Origin of the sequence: Mesorhizobium sp. CA10 (genome assembly GCF_020165285.1) — a bacterium.
Taxonomy (GTDB): Bacteria; Pseudomonadota; Alphaproteobacteria; order Rhizobiales; family Rhizobiaceae; genus Mesorhizobium.
Genome location: NZ_JAIUHV010000011.1, coordinates 14,531 through 33,180 on the forward strand (window position 1 = coordinate 14,531; position 18,650 = coordinate 33,180).

General features: G+C 63.9%; 25 protein-coding genes. 21 read left to right on the top strand and 4 right to left on the bottom strand.

Annotated elements, in window-relative coordinates; all coding sequences use genetic code 11:
* The first annotated feature begins 4 nt into the window (after window positions 1–4).
* Together LB535_RS21540 and LB535_RS21545 are read left to right on the top strand one after the other, a co-directional pair.
* On the top strand, window positions 5–2,728 hold the full coding sequence (locus LB535_RS21540) for a sensor histidine kinase (protein WP_224633618.1): 2,724 nt from the start codon (window positions 5–7) through the stop codon (window positions 2,726–2,728).
* A complete protein-coding gene (locus LB535_RS21545) occupies window positions 2,725–3,417 on the top strand; it encodes a response regulator transcription factor (protein WP_224633619.1) in 693 nt (230 codons plus the stop codon). The genes LB535_RS21540 and LB535_RS21545 overlap by 4 nt, the downstream gene beginning before the upstream one ends.
* A 251-nt stretch (window positions 3,418–3,668) precedes the next feature.
* On the opposite strand, the gene LB535_RS21550 is transcribed toward LB535_RS21545, so the two are convergent.
* Window positions 3,669–4,268, bottom strand: coding sequence for an invasion associated locus B family protein (locus LB535_RS21550; RefSeq protein WP_140688351.1), 600 nt, complete (start codon window positions 4,266–4,268; stop codon window positions 3,669–3,671).
* Window positions 4,269–4,440: 172 nt separating this feature from the next.
* Between LB535_RS21550 and LB535_RS21555 the strand changes: the two genes are divergently transcribed.
* From LB535_RS21555 to LB535_RS21595, 9 genes are all read left to right on the top strand, one after another.
* Complete coding sequence (locus LB535_RS21555; protein ID WP_224548010.1) at window positions 4,441–4,617, top strand: hypothetical protein; 177 nt, start codon at window positions 4,441–4,443, stop codon at window positions 4,615–4,617.
* A gap of 108 nt (window positions 4,618–4,725) precedes the next feature.
* Window positions 4,726–5,022: a hypothetical protein gene (locus LB535_RS21560; protein ID WP_095769288.1), complete on the top strand. Its 297-nt coding sequence runs from the start codon at window positions 4,726–4,728 to the stop codon at window positions 5,020–5,022.
* Between the two features lie 249 nt (window positions 5,023–5,271).
* Window positions 5,272–5,739 carry an NUDIX hydrolase gene (locus tag LB535_RS21565; RefSeq protein ID WP_224532205.1) on the top strand — a complete coding sequence of 156 codons (468 nt, stop codon included), beginning with the start codon at window positions 5,272–5,274 and terminating at the stop codon, window positions 5,737–5,739.
* 145 nt (window positions 5,740–5,884) lie between these two features.
* Window positions 5,885–6,208, top strand: coding sequence for an ArsR/SmtB family transcription factor (locus tag LB535_RS21570; RefSeq protein ID WP_224633620.1), 324 nt, complete (start codon window positions 5,885–5,887; stop codon window positions 6,206–6,208).
* Entirely contained in the window at window positions 6,205–6,609 is a 405-nt protein-coding gene (locus LB535_RS21575; protein WP_095769285.1) for an SRPBCC domain-containing protein, read from the top strand. Before LB535_RS21570 ends, LB535_RS21575 begins: the two co-directional genes overlap by 4 nt.
* A 78-nt stretch (window positions 6,610–6,687) precedes the next feature.
* Window positions 6,688–7,080 (top strand): VOC family protein, encoded by a 393-nt coding sequence (locus tag LB535_RS21580; protein WP_224633621.1) that lies wholly within the window; start codon window positions 6,688–6,690, stop codon window positions 7,078–7,080.
* A gap of 39 nt (window positions 7,081–7,119) precedes the next feature.
* Window positions 7,120–7,353: a hypothetical protein gene (locus tag LB535_RS21585; protein ID WP_095769283.1), complete on the top strand. Its 234-nt coding sequence runs from the start codon at window positions 7,120–7,122 to the stop codon at window positions 7,351–7,353.
* Window positions 7,353–7,796, top strand: a complete 444-nt coding sequence (locus LB535_RS21590; protein ID WP_224532206.1) for a DUF1801 domain-containing protein — start codon at window positions 7,353–7,355, stop codon at window positions 7,794–7,796. Before LB535_RS21585 ends, LB535_RS21590 begins: the two co-directional genes overlap by 1 nt.
* A 78-nt stretch (window positions 7,797–7,874) precedes the next feature.
* Window positions 7,875–8,273 carry a DUF1801 domain-containing protein gene (locus tag LB535_RS21595; protein WP_224532207.1) on the top strand — a complete coding sequence of 133 codons (399 nt, stop codon included), beginning with the start codon at window positions 7,875–7,877 and terminating at the stop codon, window positions 8,271–8,273.
* 134 nt (window positions 8,274–8,407) lie between these two features.
* Here LB535_RS21595 and LB535_RS21600 read toward each other — a convergent pair whose 3' ends face one another.
* The gene (locus LB535_RS21600) at window positions 8,408–8,971 is read right to left on the bottom strand and encodes a GNAT family N-acetyltransferase (protein ID WP_224633622.1); all 564 of its coding nucleotides are present in this window, start codon (window positions 8,969–8,971) and stop codon (window positions 8,408–8,410) included.
* 188 nt (window positions 8,972–9,159) lie between these two features.
* Here LB535_RS21600 and LB535_RS21605 point away from each other — a divergent pair, with 188 nt between their 5' ends.
* A complete protein-coding gene (locus LB535_RS21605) occupies window positions 9,160–9,615 on the top strand; it encodes a DUF2214 family protein (RefSeq protein ID WP_224633623.1) in 456 nt (151 codons plus the stop codon).
* A gap of 9 nt (window positions 9,616–9,624) precedes the next feature.
* Here LB535_RS21605 and nth read toward each other — a convergent pair whose 3' ends face one another.
* Complete coding sequence (gene nth / locus LB535_RS21610) at window positions 9,625–10,431, bottom strand: endonuclease III (protein ID WP_224633624.1); 807 nt, start codon at window positions 10,429–10,431, stop codon at window positions 9,625–9,627.
* Between the two features lie 22 nt (window positions 10,432–10,453).
* On the opposite strand from nth, the gene LB535_RS21615 reads away from it, so the two are divergent.
* The 9 genes from LB535_RS21615 (at window position 10,454) to LB535_RS21655 (ending at window position 17,549) form a co-directional block, all read left to right on the top strand.
* Window positions 10,454–10,948, top strand: a complete 495-nt coding sequence (locus tag LB535_RS21615; protein ID WP_140636934.1) for a DUF2244 domain-containing protein — start codon at window positions 10,454–10,456, stop codon at window positions 10,946–10,948.
* 328 nt (window positions 10,949–11,276) lie between these two features.
* The gene (locus LB535_RS21620; protein ID WP_176477139.1) at window positions 11,277–12,182 is read left to right on the top strand and encodes a methylated-DNA--[protein]-cysteine S-methyltransferase; all 906 of its coding nucleotides are present in this window, start codon (window positions 11,277–11,279) and stop codon (window positions 12,180–12,182) included.
* A gap of 236 nt (window positions 12,183–12,418) precedes the next feature.
* On the top strand, window positions 12,419–12,892 hold the full coding sequence (locus LB535_RS21625; protein ID WP_224548052.1) for a hypothetical protein: 474 nt from the start codon (window positions 12,419–12,421) through the stop codon (window positions 12,890–12,892).
* Window positions 12,893–12,915: 23 nt separating this feature from the next.
* Window positions 12,916–13,308, top strand: coding sequence for a hypothetical protein (locus tag LB535_RS21630; RefSeq protein ID WP_263490882.1), 393 nt, complete (start codon window positions 12,916–12,918; stop codon window positions 13,306–13,308).
* Complete coding sequence (locus LB535_RS21635) at window positions 13,275–13,826, top strand: hypothetical protein (RefSeq protein ID WP_224633625.1); 552 nt, start codon at window positions 13,275–13,277, stop codon at window positions 13,824–13,826. Before LB535_RS21630 ends, LB535_RS21635 begins: the two co-directional genes overlap by 34 nt.
* Window positions 13,801–14,283 carry a hypothetical protein gene (locus LB535_RS21640; protein WP_224633626.1) on the top strand — a complete coding sequence of 161 codons (483 nt, stop codon included), beginning with the start codon at window positions 13,801–13,803 and terminating at the stop codon, window positions 14,281–14,283. The genes LB535_RS21635 and LB535_RS21640 overlap by 26 nt, the downstream gene beginning before the upstream one ends.
* Before the next feature lie 195 nt (window positions 14,284–14,478).
* Window positions 14,479–15,384 carry a ribokinase gene (locus tag LB535_RS21645; protein ID WP_224633627.1) on the top strand — a complete coding sequence of 302 codons (906 nt, stop codon included), beginning with the start codon at window positions 14,479–14,481 and terminating at the stop codon, window positions 15,382–15,384.
* Window positions 15,385–15,389: 5 nt separating this feature from the next.
* On the top strand, window positions 15,390–16,841 hold the full coding sequence (locus LB535_RS21650; protein ID WP_224633628.1) for an amidase: 1,452 nt from the start codon (window positions 15,390–15,392) through the stop codon (window positions 16,839–16,841).
* 93 nt (window positions 16,842–16,934) lie between these two features.
* Entirely contained in the window at window positions 16,935–17,549 is a 615-nt protein-coding gene (locus LB535_RS21655) for a LysE family translocator (protein ID WP_224633629.1), read from the top strand.
* A 158-nt stretch (window positions 17,550–17,707) separates the two neighbouring features.
* Here the strand turns inward: LB535_RS21655 and LB535_RS21660 are convergent, their stop codons facing one another.
* On the bottom strand, window positions 17,708–18,649 hold the full coding sequence (locus LB535_RS21660; protein ID WP_224633630.1) for a nucleoside hydrolase: 942 nt from the start codon (window positions 18,647–18,649) through the stop codon (window positions 17,708–17,710).
* Window position 18,650: the final 1 nt, after the last annotated feature.

An 18,650-nucleotide genomic window follows, 5' to 3' on the forward strand; every position in this document is an offset into this window, starting at 1 on the left:
CCTGATGCCGGACGACAGGACCGACCCCAAGAACCGACCCTCCCCCGACGCGCTGCTGGAGCATGCCGAGCGCGAGGGCCGTGGCCGCCTGCGCATATTTCTGGGCGCCGCGCCCGGCGTCGGCAAGACCTACGAGATGTTGATGGCCGGCCGCGCGCGCCGCGCCGACGGCATCGACGTCGTGATCGGCATCGTCGAGACCCACGGCCGCAAGGAAACGCAGGCCTTGGTCGACGGCTATGAGGTGATCCCGCGCCGCCTGGTCGACTATCGCGGCCAGACCCTCGACGAGATGGACATCGACGCCGTCCTGAAGCGGCGCCCCGCACTCGTCCTGGTCGACGAGCTTGCCCACACCAACGCGCCCGGCAGCCGGCATCCCAAACGCTATCTCGACGTCCAGGAGATCCTGGCGCAAGGCATCGACGTCAACACCACGCTCAACATCCAGCATGTCGAAAGCCTGAACGACGTCGTCGCCCAGATCACCCGGGTCAGGGTGCGCGAGACGGTTCCCGATTCCGTCATCGACGAGGCCGACGACATCGAGATCATCGATCTCACCCCCGACGACCTGCTCAAGCGTCTGCAGGAGGGCAAGGTCTATGTCCCCAACACCGCGCAGCGCGCGATCGAGAATTATTTTTCGCCGGGCAATCTGACGGCGCTGCGCGAGCTGGCGCTACGCCGCACGGCCCAGCGCGTCGACGAGCAACTGCTCAACCACATGCAGTCGCACGCCATTCCGGGACCTTGGGCCGCCGGCGAGCGGGTGCTCGTCTGCGTCGACTCGCAGCCTGGCGGAGCGGTCCGCATCCGCTACGCACGCAGGCTCGCCGACCGGCTGCGCGCGCCCTGGACGGCGCTGCATGTCGACACGCCGCGGCTCGCCGGACTGTCCGAGGAAGACAAGGACCGCCTGGCCAGGAACCTGCGTCTCGCCGAGCAGCTCGGCGCCGAGATCGCCACCATTCCCGGCCAGAATGTCGCCCAGGACATCGTGCGTCACGCGACGGCGAACAACTTCACCCATATCGTCGTCGGCCGGCCGACCCGCTCGCGCTGGCGCGAGCTGATCGAGGGCTCGCTCACCTATGACCTGATCCGCAATGCCGGCGACATCAGCGTCCATGTCATTTCTGGCGCCGGGCGCGATGGCGACGCGCCGTCGGCGCGGGTGAAGGCCGCGCCCGAGCAGAAGCCTTTCCAGATCTGGCCCTATTTGTTCTCGACGGCCTATGTCGCCGGCGCGCTGGCCGTCAGCTCGATCCTCGACCAGTTCCTCGACGTGCGCAATCTCGCCAGCGTCCTGCTTCTGGCCGTGCTGACCTCGGCCGTGACGTTCGGGCTCTGGCCGGCGCTCTATGCCTGTTTCCTCAGCGCGCTTGCCTTCAATTTCTTCTTTCTCGAGCCGCGCTACACGCTGACGATCAGGGAGCCGGAGAGCATCGTTGCCTTTACCGTTTTCCTCGTGGTGGCCGTGATCGCCAGCAATCTGACGGCACGCGTGCAGCGCCAGGCCGTCGTCGCCCGCTCGCGGGCGCGCGCCACCGGGGACATCTATTCCTTTTCCAGGAAGCTCGCCGGCGCCGGCACGCTCGACGACGTCTTATGGGCCACCGCCTTCCAGATCGCTTCGATGCTGAAGGTCCGCGTCGTGCTGCTTTTGCCGGAAAACGGCACCATCACCGTGAAAGCGGGCTATCCGCCGGACGACACCTTGGCCGAAGCCGATATCGCCGCCGCCCGCTGGGCCTGGGAGCACAATCGGCCGGCCGGCCGCGGCGCCGACACTCTGCCGGGAGCAAAGCGCCTTTATCTTCCTTTGCGGACGGGCCGGACAGCGATCGGCGTCGTCGGCCTCGACAACGACAAGCAGGGTCCGCTACTGACGCCCGAGCAGCAACGTTTGCTCGACGCCTTGGCCGACCAGGCCGCCGTCGCCATCGAACGCGTCCAGCTCGTCGCCGACGTCGACCGCGCCAGACTTGCGGCTGAAGCCGACCGGCTGCGCTCGGCGCTGCTCACCTCGATCTCGCATGATCTCAAGACGCCGCTTGCCGCGATCATGGGCGCGGCCGGCACGCTGAAGGAATTCGCGCCGGCGCTGCCGGAACAGGATCGCGCGGAGCTTCTGGCGACCGTCGTCAGCGAGTCCGAGCGGCTGAACCGCTTCATCGCCAATCTGCTCGACATGACCAGGATCGAGTCGGGCGCGATGGAGCCGAATTATGCGCTCCATTATGTCGGCGATGTCGTCGGCTCGGCGCTGAACCGGGCGCAGAAGATCACCGCCGAGCACAAAATAGAGACCGACATCCCGGCCGACCTGCCGATGCTGCGGCTCGATCCCGTGCTGTTCGAGCAGGCATTGTTCAACCTGCTCGACAACGCCGCCAAATACGCCTTGCCCGGCTCGGCCATCCGGCTGCAGGCCTGGGTGGACAGCGGCGCCGTCATCCTGCAGGTGATGGATGAGGGACCGGGCATCCCGCCTGACGACCTTGAGCGGATATTCGACACCTTCTACCGCGTGCGCAAGCGCGACCAGGTGCGCGCCGGCACAGGTCTCGGACTGTCGATCAGCCGCGGCTTCATCGAGGCGATGGGCGGCACGGTCGCCGCGGCCAACCGCACCGACCGTCCCGGCGCGATCTTCACCATCCGCATGCCGGTGCCGGCTGAGTTGCCGGCGCTCGACGCACCCCTTACGGATGATGCGGCATGACAAATCAGACCGTCTCCATCCTGGTCGTCGACGACGAGCCGCCGATCCGCAAATTGCTGCGCGTCGGCCTCGGCAGCCAGGGCTATGCGGTTTCCGAGGCGCCGAATGCCAAGGCGGCCCTCGAACTCATACAGGCGGAACAGCCCGACCTTATCCTGCTCGATCTCGGCCTGCCCGGCATGACCGGCCTCGAGCTGCTCGACAAATGGCGAAGCGACGGGCTCGATGTTCCGGTCGTCATCCTCTCCAGCCGCACCGACGAGGCCGGTATCGTCGCAGCGCTCGAGCTCGGCGCCGATGACTACGTGACCAAGCCCTTCGGCATGAACGAGCTGGTCGCGCGCATCCGCGTGGCGCTGCGCCACAAATTCCAGCAACAGGGCGAGAAGCCAGTGTTCCATACCGGCGAACTTTCGGTCGACCTTGTGAAGCGCATCGTCAAGATCGAGGACAAGGAAGTGAAACTGTCGCCCAAGGAATACGACATCCTGCGCATGCTCGTGCAATATGCCGGCAAGGTGCTGACGCATCAGTTCCTGATGAAGCAGATATGGAACGACTCGACCGACATCCAGTATCTCAGGGTCTATGTGCGTCAGCTGCGGCAGAAGATCGAGAAGACGCCGGACCAACCGCGCTACATCATCACCGAGACGGGAGTGGGGTATCGTTTGCGCGAGGTTGAGTAGCTGAGGCAAGCCGTGCTGGTTGGCCGAAACCTTCCAACTTCGTCATCCCTGGGCGGAGCAGCCGCGAAGCGGCGTCGCGGAGACCCTGGGATCCATTCCGTTACCTGGATTGTAGAGCGCAGCGGCGCAGAATTCTGCACCGTGAGCAGCGCTCCTATGTCAAGGAATGGATCCTCGGGTCTGCGCGCGTCGCTTCGCTCCTTGCTCCGCCCGTGGATGACGAAGCGTTCAGCCGGCCGGTCTTCGACAACCTAGTCCGCCGACAGGTCCGCCGTCCGCGCCAGCGCGCTGCCGAAGCCGTTGAGCGAGATGGTGAAGGAAATCGGCTGCGCAGTGTCGGCCGCCGTGGCGTTGACCTTCAGCGTGGTGCCGTTCTGCAGCAACGGCGTGATATTGGCGTCGAACGTCACCGGTACCAGGCAACCTACCGCCTGGCAGGTGTTGAACTGCAACGTGCCATCCAGCTTCTTGTCGTCAATTTCGAACGAGATCCCGTTGGCCAAGGCAAGCCCGAAGGGCAGCGCCAGCGTGCCGGCGGCGTCCTGACCGGTCTTGGTTGTCAATTCGATCGCCAGCAGCCGCTGGCCGCTCTGCTTGTTGAACTGCTGATGCGACAGGCTGCAGACCTTGTTGGTGCCGGTGACCTGGCAGTTGACCGTCCAGTCGCCATGCGTCTCCGACAGCGCCGAGGCGCCGCCCGGCAGCTGCGGCTTGGCCGCTGCGTCGCCTGACTGAGCGGCCGCGGGCGCCACCTTGTCGGCCTTGTTCTGCGCGGCAACTCCCGCTGCCGGCACACCGGCAATGCAGGCGGCTGCCAGCATCGCCGCGAGATACGCGTATTTCGTCCTCATGAGATCCCTTCTTAGCCGCCGCCCGCGTCAGCTAAAAGCTGACCTTCAGAGACACGCTGACCGCATTCTGCTTGACCGTTTGCCCAAAGGCGTCGTCGTACCTGACGGCAACCCGACGCCGTTGACGCCATCGAGCTCCAGCCCGGCGCCGACCCGATACAGGGGCGAATCGATGGCTTCCGTCAAGTGCAATGCCGGATTGCCGGGCAGATTCTCGGCGGCGGCGAAATGCCTCTCGATCCACTGCTTGGTGGAGAACTCGACGCCGGCCTTTCCGCAGATGCGGGAACTGGCGATGGCGCTGACCGGGATGTCGGCCCCGATCTCCAGCGCCGGCGTCCCGGCATAGCCAATCGCCCGGCGTCGGTGAGCCGCATCACGTTTCGCGGTTACCCATGGCGTTATTGGCTGCCCGCATTATATGAAATGCATGGTTTTTTGTATGGGAGCCGCGCGGATGCTTCGTCACAGTCTGGCTGTTCTTGCAGGCGCAGTGCTGGCGGCCTCGGTTTATCTGATTGCGCCGTCTTATGCGCAGATCGTCATCCCGACGAACCGCAATGCATTGGTGCAGCAGAATGAGCTGCAGCAGTTGCAGAACCGCTTGCAGCGGCAGCAATACCAGCAGCAGCAGCAAATCTATCGCGAGCTCGACCGGCCGGCCCCGCCCAGGAGCCAGCCCGATGTGCCGGTATTTGACAAGACATGCCGGATGGAAGCGGTCGGCAACACGATTTCCAGGGTTTGCCGCTGACATTTTGTTTTTTTCAGTTTATTAGCCGACTTACTTGCCGGCAAAATGCCGGATTGCAAGGGCGGTGGTTCTAGAGCAATTCCAGGAAAAGTGTGACACGTTTTTCCGTCAGGAATTGGGTCAAAACTAAAGAGATGGAGCGGGTCGCCGTTTCCGTGAAACGGTGAAACGCTCTAGAGTTTGCAGGAGGACAGGTTTTTGCCCGCGCGGATAGCGTATGGCAGGGATGCTGCTCTGACGGAATTTGGAATGGCAACAACCAAGAAGAAAGCAGTCCGCAGAGCCAGGAAAGGCCAACGCATCCGCCAGGTGGCGGCCATTCCATATCGGGTGCGAGAAGACGGCAATCTCGAAGTGTTGCTGGTCACCTCACGCACGACGCGGCGCTTCATCGTGCCAAAAGGCTGGCCGATGAAGGGCAAGAGCGGGCGCAAGGCGGCAACGATCGAAGCCCGCGAGGAAGCCGGCGTGCTCGGCAGGACGCTGAAGCAGCCTGCCGGCACCTATTCCTATTGGAAACGCATGCCCAACGGCTTCATTCGCGTCGACGTTGTGGTCTATCTGCTCGAGGTCGCCGAGGAGCTTGCCGATTGGCAGGAAGCCGCAAACCGGCAGCGCGCATGGCTTCCGGCGGTCGACGCCGCCCTGCTCATCGACGAACCGGACCTTTCCACGCTGCTGAGGGATTTGACCGTTCCGTCAGCAAACGCGGCATAAGCAACCATCTTTTCAGTGCCGTCCGGCCGTACCGGCGTGCCGGCCCACGGCCGCGGCTTCAGGTGCGCGTCCTCGTTCGCTGCTTGACTCATGCATATCCCAATGGTTATACGTCAATCAATAGCCAACGGGTTATCGGTTAAAAATGACGACCGCGCATGACAGGCTGTTCAGGACGCTCGCTGATCCGACGCGACGCGCCATCTTCGAACGCCTCTGCCGTCAGGGCGAGCAGACGGTCGGGGCCCTGACCGCCCAGGCCGGGGTGTCGCAGCCGGCGGTGTCGAAGCATCTGGGCGTCCTCAAGGAAGCGGGACTGGTGCGCGACCGCCATGAGGGTCGCCAGACCCATTACAGTGCCCAGCTCAAGGCGCTCGCGCCGTTGATGGACTGGACGCGCCACATGGCGGGGTTTTGGGAAAGCCGCTTCGACGATCTGGAAGACCTGCTCAAAAGGATGGATCAATGAATGAGGCCGCAACGCGCTCCGTCATCGTCGAGCGCGAGATACCTTTTCCGCCAGAAAAGATCTGGCGCGCGCTCACCCAACCGCATCTCATCGAGGAGTGGCTGATGAAGAATAGCTTCAAGCCGGTCGTGGACCATCGCTTCAACATGAGCGCCGAATGGGGCGGCGTCGACTGCCAGGTGCGGACGGTCGAGCCCAACCGGACCCTGTCCTACAGCTGGGACACCAAGGATCTCGAGAGCGTGGTCACCTGGACGCTCACCCCGACGGGCAAGGGCACGCATTTGCGCATGGAGCAGGTCGGCTTCCGCACCGACCAGGAGCCGTATTACCGCGGCGCCACAGTGGGCTGGAAACGCAACTTCACGGCCCTGGAGCAGCTACTTTCGCGGATCGATTGACGTCCGCCGAAGCCTCAAAAGACAGACACGGTCCCGGCGGGGCGGCAAACCGCAGGCGTAAGCAATGGAGACACCAAAATGAAGATCAAGCTGACCAGCATCTATGTCGACGACCAGGATAAGGCTCTTGGCTTCTATACCGAAATTCTGGGCTTCACCAAGAAGGCCGACTTCACCAATGGGCCGTTTCGCTGGCTGACTGTCGTCTCGCCTGACGATCCGGACGGCACCGAACTGCAGCTGGCCCTCAACGACAATCCGGCGGCAAAGACTTATCAGCAGGCCATCTTTAAGCAAGGCCAGCCGGCGCTGATGCTGTTCACCGACGACATCAAGAGCGACCATGCGCGCATCAAGGCCAATGGCGGCAGTTTTGCCATGCCGCCGACCGCGGTGACCGGCGCGACCATCGCGCAGCTCAACGACACCTGTGGCAACCTCATTCAGCTTTCGCAACTGGCGCACTGGTAGAGAGCTCGATCCGTATCGTCATTCGCAAGGGAGGTTATATTGAACTGGAGCAAGTGGATCAGGCAGCTTCACCGCTGGCTTTCGATCATCTTCACCGTCACCGTCATTGCCAATTTCGCTGCCATGGCCATGGGCCCGCCGCCCGCCTGGATCGTCTATTCGCCGTTGATTCCGCTTTTCCTGCTGCTGTTCAGCGGCCTCTATATGTTCGTGCTGCCCTATGCCGCCAGATGGCGCGGGGAGCCGGCGGGCGAGCGCACGGGATCGGCCTGATGGCAAAGACGAAATCGAAGGCTGCCGGATCCGCGGACGCCAAACCTGTCCTGCTTTCGGGCGGCAACCCGCAGATCGCCAAGGGCCATGGCGATGCTCCGGTGCAGGCCTATATCGCGGCGATGCCGGGCTGGAAGAGCGAGGTCGGGCGCCGGCTCGACCAGCTCATCATGCAGGCCGTCCCTGGTGTGCAAAAGGCTGTCAAATGGAACTCTCCCTTCTACGGCATGGAAGGCGAAGGCTGGTTCCTCGGCATCCATTGCTTCGCCAAATACATCAAGGTGGCGTTCTTCCGCGGCCTGTCGCTGAAGCCCGTGCCGCCTGTCGAATCCAAGAGCAAGGACACACGCTATTTCCACATCCACGAGAACGAGCCGATCGACGAGGAGCAGTTCGTCTCCTGGGTGAAGCAGGCAAGCCGGCTGCCCGGCGAACGGATGTAAGCGCACGAAAAATCAAGCGCCATCTCCCCGAAAGGGCCATGGTGGCGATCTCTTATTCAGCATCGAGGAGAACCGGACATGCAACAAGGCGACGTACAGGACGGCAAGTCTGCGTCCGAACTGATCGACGGACGGATCAAGGAGCTGGGCGACTGGCGGGGCGAGACGCTTGCCCGACTCCGCGCTCTTATCAGGGAGGCGGCGCCCGAAGCCGTCGAGACATGGAAATGGCGCGGCGTCCCTGTCTGGGAGGATGCGGGCATGATCTGCACCGGCGAGACTTACAAGGCCGTCGTCAAGCTGACCTTCGCCAAAGGCGCGGCGCTGCCCGATCCCAAGAAGCTCTTCAACTCCAGCCTGGAAGGCAACACCCGGCGCGCCATCGATTTCAAGGAAGGCGACAAGATCGACGCCGACGCCCTGAAGGCGCTCGTCCGCGAGGCCGTTGCGCTCAACAAATCCAAGACCAGGCGCTGAGACGAGACTGTCGCGCGGCGCTATCGGATTGATGTTGCCGGCTTTTCTTCCGCGCCCTTGCATCGTGAGTCGATGCTATGCGCCAAATGTCGCCACCACGCGGCGTAAGCATCCTTCCGTTGCTTAGCAATAACTCATGAAAGCGCTTCCCTTACGGATCCGGCCTGCCGTTCCAGCAGGATCGTCGGCTTCTCGTGATAGGTGGTCCGCAAAGTCTCTCTATAGCCGTTCCTTTCGGCCACCTTCTGCGAAGCGCCGTTTTCCGGATCGATGATGCAGACCGTTCTTGCCTGTCCGAACGCTTCATCGCTCCAGGCGACGATCCGCCCCACCACTTCGCTCGCAAGCCCTTGGCCATGCGCCTCCGAGGCCAGCGCCCAGCCGGCCTCCGGCACGCCTTCGAGAGACGGCACGATCTCGCGCTTCAGGTCGTGGAAGCCGGCCTCGCCGATGAAGCGCCCCGTCGCCTTGTCCTCGATCGCCCAGAATCCATAGCCGATCAGCGACCATAGGCCGGCATGGCGCAGGAAGCGCATCCAGCTCTCCTCGCGCGTGCGCGGCTTGCCGCCGATGAAACGGGTGACGGCGGGCTCCGCCCACATGGCGGCATAGGTTTCAAAATCGTCCAGCCTGTGCGGCCGCAAAACGGTGCGCGCCGTTTCGAGAAGCGGCACGCCGGCTTCCATCTTGATGCTCATGGCATTGCCCTACATTGACGCGACAGCGCTTAGCAAAACAGCGCGCTCGATCAAGAGCCAGGCCATTGCGTTGGCTCTTCCAGCCATAACGGCCATGGCACGGCTGCATCGCTATGGGCTTTTCGTCCGGCGGTGCTAGTTTGCGCGCGAAGCCGACCCGGAAACGCAAGTCGACCGAAGGAAGAACCATGGACACCACGGACCTGTTGCTGGCGATCGCGCATCACCTTGTGGTGTTCTCGCTGGCCGGCATCATCGGCGCCGAGTTCGTGCTGGTGCGCGGCGATTTGGCAGCGGCGACGCTGAAGCGCCTTGTCGGCATCGACCGCCACTACGGCATTATCGCCGCGCTGATCATCATCGTCGGTATCTGCCGGGTGTTCTTCGGTCTGAAGGGCTGGGTATTCTACGTCTACAATTGGGTGTTCTGGGCAAAGATGGCGGCCTTCGTCATCGTCGGCCTGCTGTCGATTGTGCCGACTATGCGCTTCCTCTCCTGGAATAGGCAGGCGAGCGGCAATCCGTCTTTCGCGGTGCCGGCGGCGGAATTGGCCTCGGTGAAGAACTATGTCCGCGCCGAGGGCTTTATCTTCCTGCTCATCCCGGTTTTCGCCGCGGCGATGGCGCGCGGCTACGGTTATTAGAACACCACCCTAGGCCTCGACCGGAAACGTCTCATCCAGCGGCGCGATCGGCACCAGCGGGGCGGGCACGTCGGTGGTCTTTTCCTTCGATTTGCAGATGTCGGCGATGACGCAGACCGGGCAATCGGGCTTGCGCGCCTTGCAGACATAGCGGCCATGCAGGATCAGCCAGTGATGCGCATGGCGCATATATTCGGCGGGGATGACCTTGAGCAGCCCCTGTTCGACTTGATCCGGCGTCTTGCCGGGCGCCAGCCCGATACGGTTGCCGATGCGGAAGATATGCGTGTCGACCGCCATGGTATGCTGGCCGAAGGCGACGTTGAGCACGACATTGGCGGTCTTGCGCCCGACGCCCGGCAGCTTCACCAGCTCGTCGCGATCCGGCGGCACCTGGCCTGCATAATCGTCGATCAGCGCCTTGGACAGCGCGATCACGTTCTTGGCCTTGTTGCGCCACAGACCGATGGTGCGGATATAGTCGCCGACCTTGGCCTCGCCCAATGCCAGCATCTTGGCCGGTGTGTCGGCCGCGGCGAACAGCGCCTTCGTCGCCTTGTTGACGCCGGCGTCCGTCGCTTGCGCCGACAGCACCACCGCGACCAGCAGGGTGAAGGCGTTGACATAGTCGAGCTCGCCTTTCGGCTCAGGCCGCTGCACGGAAAAGCGCCGGAATATCTCATGCACCTCGGCGGGGCTGTAGAGCGACCGCGTGGCGGCTTTTCGCGGCCGTCGACCAGGCGCCCGTCCGCCGCCCGGGATAGCGGGCTGAGGTTTTTTGACAGCTGCGGATTTTTTCGACTTGGGAGGCGCCATTTCCCTCCTATAATATTCCCTCATGAGCGACACAAACGCCTCGTTCCAGGCCGACGAGCCATTTTTCCAGGCCTTGCTGACGCCGCACCGCTCGCTCGGCCGCACCGGCTTCCTGATCCTGATGGGAGCGCTTCTGTTCGGCTGGGCGGTCACCGGCGCGTTCTTCCTGGCGCATGGCGCCTGGCCGGTGTTTGGCTTCTTCGGCCTCGACGTGGTCGCCGTCTACATCGCTTTCCGCGCCAATTACCGGGCTGCGCGCGCCCGTGAGGAAATCTCGGTCTCGCGCACCAGTCTCGACATTCGCAAGACAGCGCCTTCCGGCCGCTCGGAAAACCATCGCTTTAACCCGTTCTGGACGCGGTTCTCGATCGCCCGCCACAGCGAGATCGGCATCACCAAGATGGCCGTCGAGGCGCAAGGCAAGAGTGTCGCGATTGGCGGCTTCCTCAATCCCGACGACCGCGAAAGTTTTGCCACCGCCTTTTCGCGCGCGCTGGCGACCGCCAAGACGCGCTGATACGTCCAGTGTCTTCGCCCTGATTGCAAATCCCAGCCCGAGATTGCCGCCGACCTTGAGCCTCGAGAAATCATAGTCGATCCTGCGCACCGCCTCGTCGGCAAAGCGATCCTGGAGCAGCGAATTGGGCAGCCGGCTCTCCAGCGCCTTGCCGTAGAGCGTCATCAGCAAGGTCTCCCTTGCCCCGGTCAGATCAACCTTTTCGACGGCCATGATCACCCTCTTCGGCCCGAAGCTGACTCTATCTGGGTGCGGATGGCGGGAAGGCAAGTTTCGGGTGGTGGCAAAGCTCTGGAGGACCGATATTCGCGGTCAAGGAGATATTGCCATGAACGCTCAGATGACCATGAATACGCGGATGAAACCAACCGCGATCCTTGAGAATGACATCACGCCGGAAGGCAGCGACTATGACGTCGTGCGCCGCGCCATCGAGAAGATCAGCCTCGACTATCGCGACCAGCCCTCGCTGGAGGTGCTGGCCGAGGAAGTCGGCGAGACGCCGACCGGCCTGCAAAAGCTGTTCACGCGCTGGGCCGGCCTGTCGCCCAAGGCCTTCCTGCAGGCGGTGACGCTCGACCATGCGCGCAGGCTGCTGGATTCAGGCATGCCGCTCCTGGAGACCTCGTTCGAACTCGGTATGTCCGGTCCCGGCCGGCTGCACGACCTCTTCGTCACCCATGAGGCGATGTCGCCCGGCGACTATAAGACCCGGGGCGCGGGTCTCACCATCCGCTACGGCTATCACATCTCGCCTTTCGGCATCGCGCTCATCATGGTCACCGACCGGGGCCTGGCGGGCCTCGCCTTCTGTGACGCCGGCGGCGAGCGGGCTGCCTTCGCCGACATGTCCGGCCGCTGGCCGAACGCGACTTACGTCGAGGACATGTCCGCCACCCAGGCTTACGCCGCGCGGGTCTTCGACCCGACGCAATGGCGCGCCGACCAGCCGCTGCGCGTGGTGATGATAGGCACTGATTTCCAGCTTCGCGTCTGGGAAGCATTGCTGCGCATCCCGATGGGTAGGGCCTGCACCTATTCCTCGATCGCGGCAAGCATCGGCGCGCCAAGCGCGAGCCGGGCCGTGGGCGCGGCGGTGGGCGCCAACCCGATGTCGTTCGTGGTGCCCTGCCACCGGGCGTTGGGCAAGTCCGGCGCGCTCACCGGCTATCACTGGGGCCTGACGCGCAAGCGCGCCATCCTCGGTTGGGAAGCGGGACAAGTGACGTCCTGAAAAACAATCGATTTTTTCGCGCCTCCTTGCGAAAAACCGCGCATCAAATATAAAGCGGCACAAGCCAAACAAATAAACAGCCTTGTTCATGAAATGCAACCGGCGACAACCTTCGGTTATCGCCGCTTTCTTTGAAGTTGCTTTCCGTTGTTATTTCACTTAACGCTAAATTAACCACGATAAGAGAAGATAACCCTACATTGAGCCGCATTATCCGGCTCGAAAGCGGGGTCTCAATGAAGTTCTTTCGCGCCGTCATGGCTGCGAGCGTGCTCGCCGCCTGCGGCGGCCAGGCAGCATCGGCCGCCACCACCGGAAATGTGCTGTTCAATGGTACGATCACCGCGACCTGCACGGTCACGATCAACTCCAACGGTACGATGACCGTCAGCAGCAATCTTCAGTCGCTGAGCTCGCATAATGCCGGCGGCTCAGCCGGCAGCGCTCAGGTCGATACCACGGGCGGCGTCTCGCTCAGCGTAGACCCGGTAACCACGACGACCGTGCCGGCTTCGGACGTTACGGCGACGACATGGACCCCCACCTTCGCCACTTCCGGCGCCCAGACGATTGCGGAAACCGGCACTGCGACGGCCCTGACGGTGCCAGGCACATCCACGGTCGCCGTCAATCTTTCCGGCACCAAGAGCGGCACGAACCGCTTCTCCGCCGGCAACTACCAAGCAACGGTGACGCTGCGCTGCGAATAGTCTTGTCGCGAAGGGAGTGATCCTTGAGAACGATTGCAATTCTGGCGGCGGGCCTGACTGCCGTGCTGTTTCCCATCGCCGCGACCGGCCAGTCGATGACGCCGATGCGGGGTGAGGTGCGATCCTTCGCGGATGCCTTCGCCGTTCGTGTCTTCCCAGGCAACCCGTATAACCAGCGCATACGTGTCGAGGTTCATGTCTATGACCAGGATTTCCAGCCGGTCGACGCCAAGATCACGCCAAGCGCCTTCCTTCTGGCCGGCCAGGCGTCGCGTGCGGTTCTGGTGGTCGTCCCGTTCGACGGCGGGAACGAGCGTAAGGTGCGTATCTGTACCGAGAGTATCCCCTTTCCAAGCGAGCAGACCCAGATAAGGGCACAGATATGCGGAAAGTTTTTCGGGCATCGCAGGTTCTGACCTTGTCCCTGCTGTCCGCCTTGGCTGTCGCAAGTCAGGGGCTTGCCGAGGACATCCTGAACCTGAATCAGAACCAGACCGGTTTCAGTCTGCCCGGCGTCAGCCTGCCTCAGGGCCAGGACGAGGTTCATGCCAGCGACGGCACGACCTGCCGCTCAGCCGTCTCCGGCAGCGGCGCCTATCTCGACCTCGGCGTCATCCGGGGCAACAACAGCAGCAATCAGGCCAATAGCGACATCGCAACATACGGCCGCGTGGTGATCCCGATCGGGCGGACGCCGAAACGCGTCGATTGCAGCCGCCTCTACGAGCTGGAAGTCGAGCGCCTGCAGCTTGAATTGAAGCTCCTGAAAATGGGCCTTGGCGCCGATGGTCAGACAACGGGGAGCACGACGGGCGCCGCTGCCACGGCTTCCGAGGCTCCCGCGGCTCGCTCGGCCGCATCGGCAGGATGGGCCAACGAAGGCTGGAGCATCAGAGGCACGACCGGCAATGAAAAGCAAAAGAAGAGGAAATAGCCGCGCGCTGCTTACGACGGCAGCGCTTGCCGGCTTCTGTCTCCCGGCACAGGCGGCGATCATCGGCACCTGCACCATCATGATCGGTGCCTCGGGAACGATGAAATCGAACCCCTCTATCAATATATTCGGTTCCAAGCAGGCGGGCGGGTCGAGCGCCGGCGCCACCATCATCGCGAACTCGACGCTGTGTTCGATCCTGAACCTGCTAGACTGCTATACCGTCTCCGCGCCGGCGCCGATCGCCTTCACCTCGGCTCCGAGCGGCGGCGACACCGATGTCTCTTTCGCCTCCGTCTTCCGCCTCGACGGCTCGGGGCTGGATAACCCAGGCGGCTCGCCGCAAAAGCTGACCAACGGCACCCATACGATCCAGGTCGATCTGACTGCCACGAAATCGCCGGGCATCTTCCCGGCGGGCAGTTACCAGGCGGAGGTCACTGTCCGTTGCGAATGATGCTGTGGGCCAGACCGCGCCAGCGACGACATGATCTGGCAACCGGCGGGCTTTGCGGCTAGCTTCGCGCCCAGCCTGCAATTCCAGGGGAAAAACACGCCATGTATTTCCCCTGGAATTGCGCAAGAAAGCAGAAGTCTTGGAGCAGGTCCGCCTTTCAGCACAGGCTGACCCGCTTCACCGGGAGGCAGTTTTTTGATTATCGTTGTCGGTTCGATCAACCTCGACCTCATCGCCAATGTCGACCGCTTGCCGGAACCCGGCGAGACGGTGCGCGGCTCCGGCTTCGTCACCGCGCCCGGCGGCAAGGGGGCCAACCAGGCGCTGGCCGCGGCGCGCGCCGGCGCGCAAGTGCGCATGGTGGGCGCGGTCGGCAAGGATAGTTTTGCCGCCGAGGCACTCGCCCTTCTCAAGGCTGGCGCTGTCGATCTGTCCGGTGTCGGCGAGAGCTTCGCCTCCACCGGCACGGCGTTGATCCTGGTCGGCGGCGACGGGGAAAACGTCATCGCCGTCGTGGCGGGCGCCAATGATTCGGTGGTGCCGGGCGATGTCGCCAAGGCCTATCTCAGGAAAGGCGACGTCGTGCTCTTGCAGCACGAGATCCCGTTGCAGACGGTCGAGGCCACACTCGACGCGGCGCGCGCGGCGGGCGCCGTCAGCGTGCTCAACACCGCCCCGTTCCGTGCCGAAGCCGCCGGCCTCCTCGGCAAGGCCGACTATGCCGTCGCCAACGAAACCGAGTTCGATCTCTATGGCGAGGCGCTCGCGCTTTCGGGGCGCGACCGCCCGGCCCGCATGCGCGACTATGCCAAAAAGACGGGCCGCATCATCGTCGTCACGCTCGGCGGCGACGGGGTGCTGGCCGCCACACCGGGCGATTTCCTTGCCGTTCCGGCGCTGAAGATCACCCCGGTCGATACGGTCGGCGCCGGCGATACGTTTTGCGGCTATTTCGGCGCCGGCCTATCGTCCGGTCTCTCACTTCAGGATGCGCTCACCCGCGCCGCCGCGGCCGGGTCGCTCGCCTGCCTGAAGCCAGGGGCGCAACCGGCGATCCCGCTGGCCAAGGATGTCGACGCGGCTTTGGCGGCGGCGCGGTAGCGGCCATGCGTCCGATAACGAAGCACGCAGTGCCGCCGGCCGGCGATATCTGCCGCCTTTCCGCCGTCGAGCTCGCAGGCGAGATCAGGCAGCGCCGTTTGTCGGTGCGCGAGGTGGCCGGCGCCTTCCTCGACCGCATCGAGGCGGTGAACCCGCTGGTCAACGCCATCGTCTCGCTGCGCGAGCGCGCCGATGTCCTTGCCGAGGCCGACAGGGCCGATGCCAATCTGGCGCAAGGCGGCGAGGCCGGATCGCTGTACGGCCTGCCCATCGCCATCAAGGACCTTGCCCAGACCAAGGGGCTCAGAACCACCTTCGGCTCGCCGATCTTTGCCGATTTCATTCCCGACACGGACGACTTCTTCGTCGAGCGCATCCGCAAAGCCGGCGCTATCATCATCGGCAAGACCAATGTTCCGGAATTCGGCCTGGGCTCCAACACCTACAATCCGGTTTTCGGGCCGACGCTCAACGCCTTCGACCCGGCGCTGACCGCCGGCGGCTCGAGCGGCGGCGCGGCTGTGGCGCTGGCGCTCGACATGGTGCCGGTCGCCGACGGCAGCGACTTCGGCGGCTCGCTGCGCAATCCGGCGGCTTACAACAATGTTTACGGTTTCCGTCCGTCGCAGGGTCTTGTGCCTGCCGGCCCGGACGTCGATGTCTTTCATTCTCAGATGGGCGTCGAAGGGCCGATGGGCCGCAACATTCGCGACATCGCGCTGCTGCTTGATGAGCAGGCCGGCTATCACCCGCATGCACCGCTTTCGCACGACAAGACGGGCTCGTTCCTTGAAGGTTTGCGCGCCAAAGCGTCAGGCGGCCGCATCGCCTGGTTGGGCGACCTCGGCGGCCACCTGCCGACGGAGCCGGGCGTGCTCGACCTTTGCGAGGCCGCGCTTGCCCGCTTCGCCGATGCTTCCTTCCACAGCGAGGCCTTGGTTCCGGGTGTCGATTTCGAGGCGCTGTGGCAGGCTTTTGTCACCTTGCGCCAGGCGAGCAGCGGCTGCGGGCTGAAGGCGCATTACGATGATCCGGCAAAACGCGGGCTTCTGAAGCCTGAGGCTATCTGGGAAGTGGAGCAGGCGATGCGCCTGACCGCCCCGCAGATCCATGCCGCGACCGTCCGGCGCACCTCCTGGCACAGGACGCTGCTTGCGCTGTTCGAGCGCTTCGACCTGATCGCGCTGCCCACCGCTCAGGTCTTCCCCTTCGACGTGACCACCCACTGGCCGCGCGAGGTCGCGGGGCGGGCCATGGACAGCTATCACCGCTGGATGCAGGTCTCCGCTTTCGCCACGCTGGGCGGTTGCCCGGCGCTCAACGTGCCGGCCGGCTTCGACGAGAAGGGCCGGCCGATGGGCATGCAGTTGATCGGCCGCCCGCGCGGCGATCTCGCCGTGCTCAAGGCCGGCGCCGCCTATGAGGCGACACTGCCATGGGCGGCGGGGGCCGCGTGACGGGCCGCCCTGCCCGGCCAGCTTGCGCCGGCGTCGATCCCGTGCATTGATCGCGCTCCGCCCAAGTCGGCGCTGTCCTGTTCGAGGGAAATCATGTCGCTGGAACTCTACGCCACCTACGTCGTCGCCTGCATCGTCATCATCCTGGTGCCGGGTCCCACGGTCACGCTGATCATCGCCAACAGCATCCGCCATGGTTCGCGCGCGGGCTTGGCCAACGTCGCCGGCACCCAGGCCGGCCTTGCCATCATGATCGCCATCGTCGGCATCGGCCTCAACACGCTGATCGCCGGCATGGGCCTCTGGTTCGAATGGGTGCGGCTGCTCGGCGCCGCTTATCTCATCTGGATGGGCGTGCAGATGTTTCGCTCCAAAAGCGCGCTGAACCCCGACGGCTCGGCCAAAAAGCCGCGCGGCGGCTTCTTCCTGCAGGGTTTTCTGGTGGCGATCAGCAATCCGAAGACCTTGGTGTTCTTCGGCGCTTTCTTCCCGCAGTTCATCGCCCCGCAGGGCGACTATTCGCTGCAGATCGTCGTCATGGGCCTGACAGCGATGATCTTCGCCGCCATGTCGGATTCGACCTATGCCCTTGCCGCGGGCCGCGCCGGGCGCGTTCTGTCGGCCAGCCGCGTCAAGCTGATGTCGCGCATCAGCGGCAGCTTCCTGGTCGGCGGCGGACTGTGGCTGGCGTTCTCGAAGGCGAAATAGCACCTCACCTTCTCCCCTTGTGGGAGAAGGTGTCGCCGAAGGCGACGGATGAGGGGTGTTCCAGGGAATGCCGACGTCTCACTCCGCTGGAGCACCCCTCATCCGTCTCGGCGCTTCGCGCCGATCCACCTTCCCCCACAAGGGGGGAAGGAAAGGCGCTAAAGCCGCCCGAGCCTCTCCACCAGCAGCGCAAAGAAGCCGTCATGGTCGATGTCGCGCATCACCATGGCGTTCTTTTTGCGCTTGGTGACGCCCCACCAGTCGATCACCGTCATGCCCATGGTGAGCTCGGAGGTCGTCTCGACGCTGACATTGCAGTGGCGGCCCTTGAACAGCTCCGGCTTGACGAGATAGGCGATCACGCACGGATCGTGCAGCGGCCCGCCATCGGTGCCGTATTTTTCCTCGTCATAGCGCTCGAAGAACTCCAGCATCTCGGCGGTCGCGGTGCCGACCTTGGTGCCGAGCTTGCGGAAGGCCTGGATGCGCTCGGACGTGGTCAGCGCCTGGTGGGTGACGTCGAGCGGCATCATCACGATCGGAATGCCCGACTTGAACACCAGATCGGCGGCCTGCGGGTCGACATAGATATTGAATTCGGCGGCCGGCGTGACATTGCCGCCCTCGAAGAAGCCGCCGCCCATCAAGACGATTTCCTTGATCCGCGGCGCGATCCTGGGCTCGCGGATCAGCGCCAGCGCGATGTTGGTGAGCGGTCCGAGCGGGCAGAGCGTGATGGTGCCGCTTTCCTCGCGCATCAGCGTCTCGACGATGAAATCGACGGCATATTGTTCCTGCAACGGCATGGTCGGCTCGGGCAGCTGCGGGCCGTTCAGGCCGGTCTTGCCATGCACTTCCTCGGCGGTGACGAGTTCGCGCGCCAGCGGCCGGATGGCGCCGGCATAGACCTTGATGTCGGGCCGGCCCGCCAGCTCGCATATCTTGCGGGCGTTGTTCTGGGTCAGACTCAGCGGCACGTTGCCGGCTACCGCGGTGATGCCGACGATCTCCAGCTCGGAACTGCCGAGCGCCAGCAATATGGCGACGGCATCGTCCTGGCCGGGATCCGTGTCGATGATGATCTTTCTGGACTGGGGCATT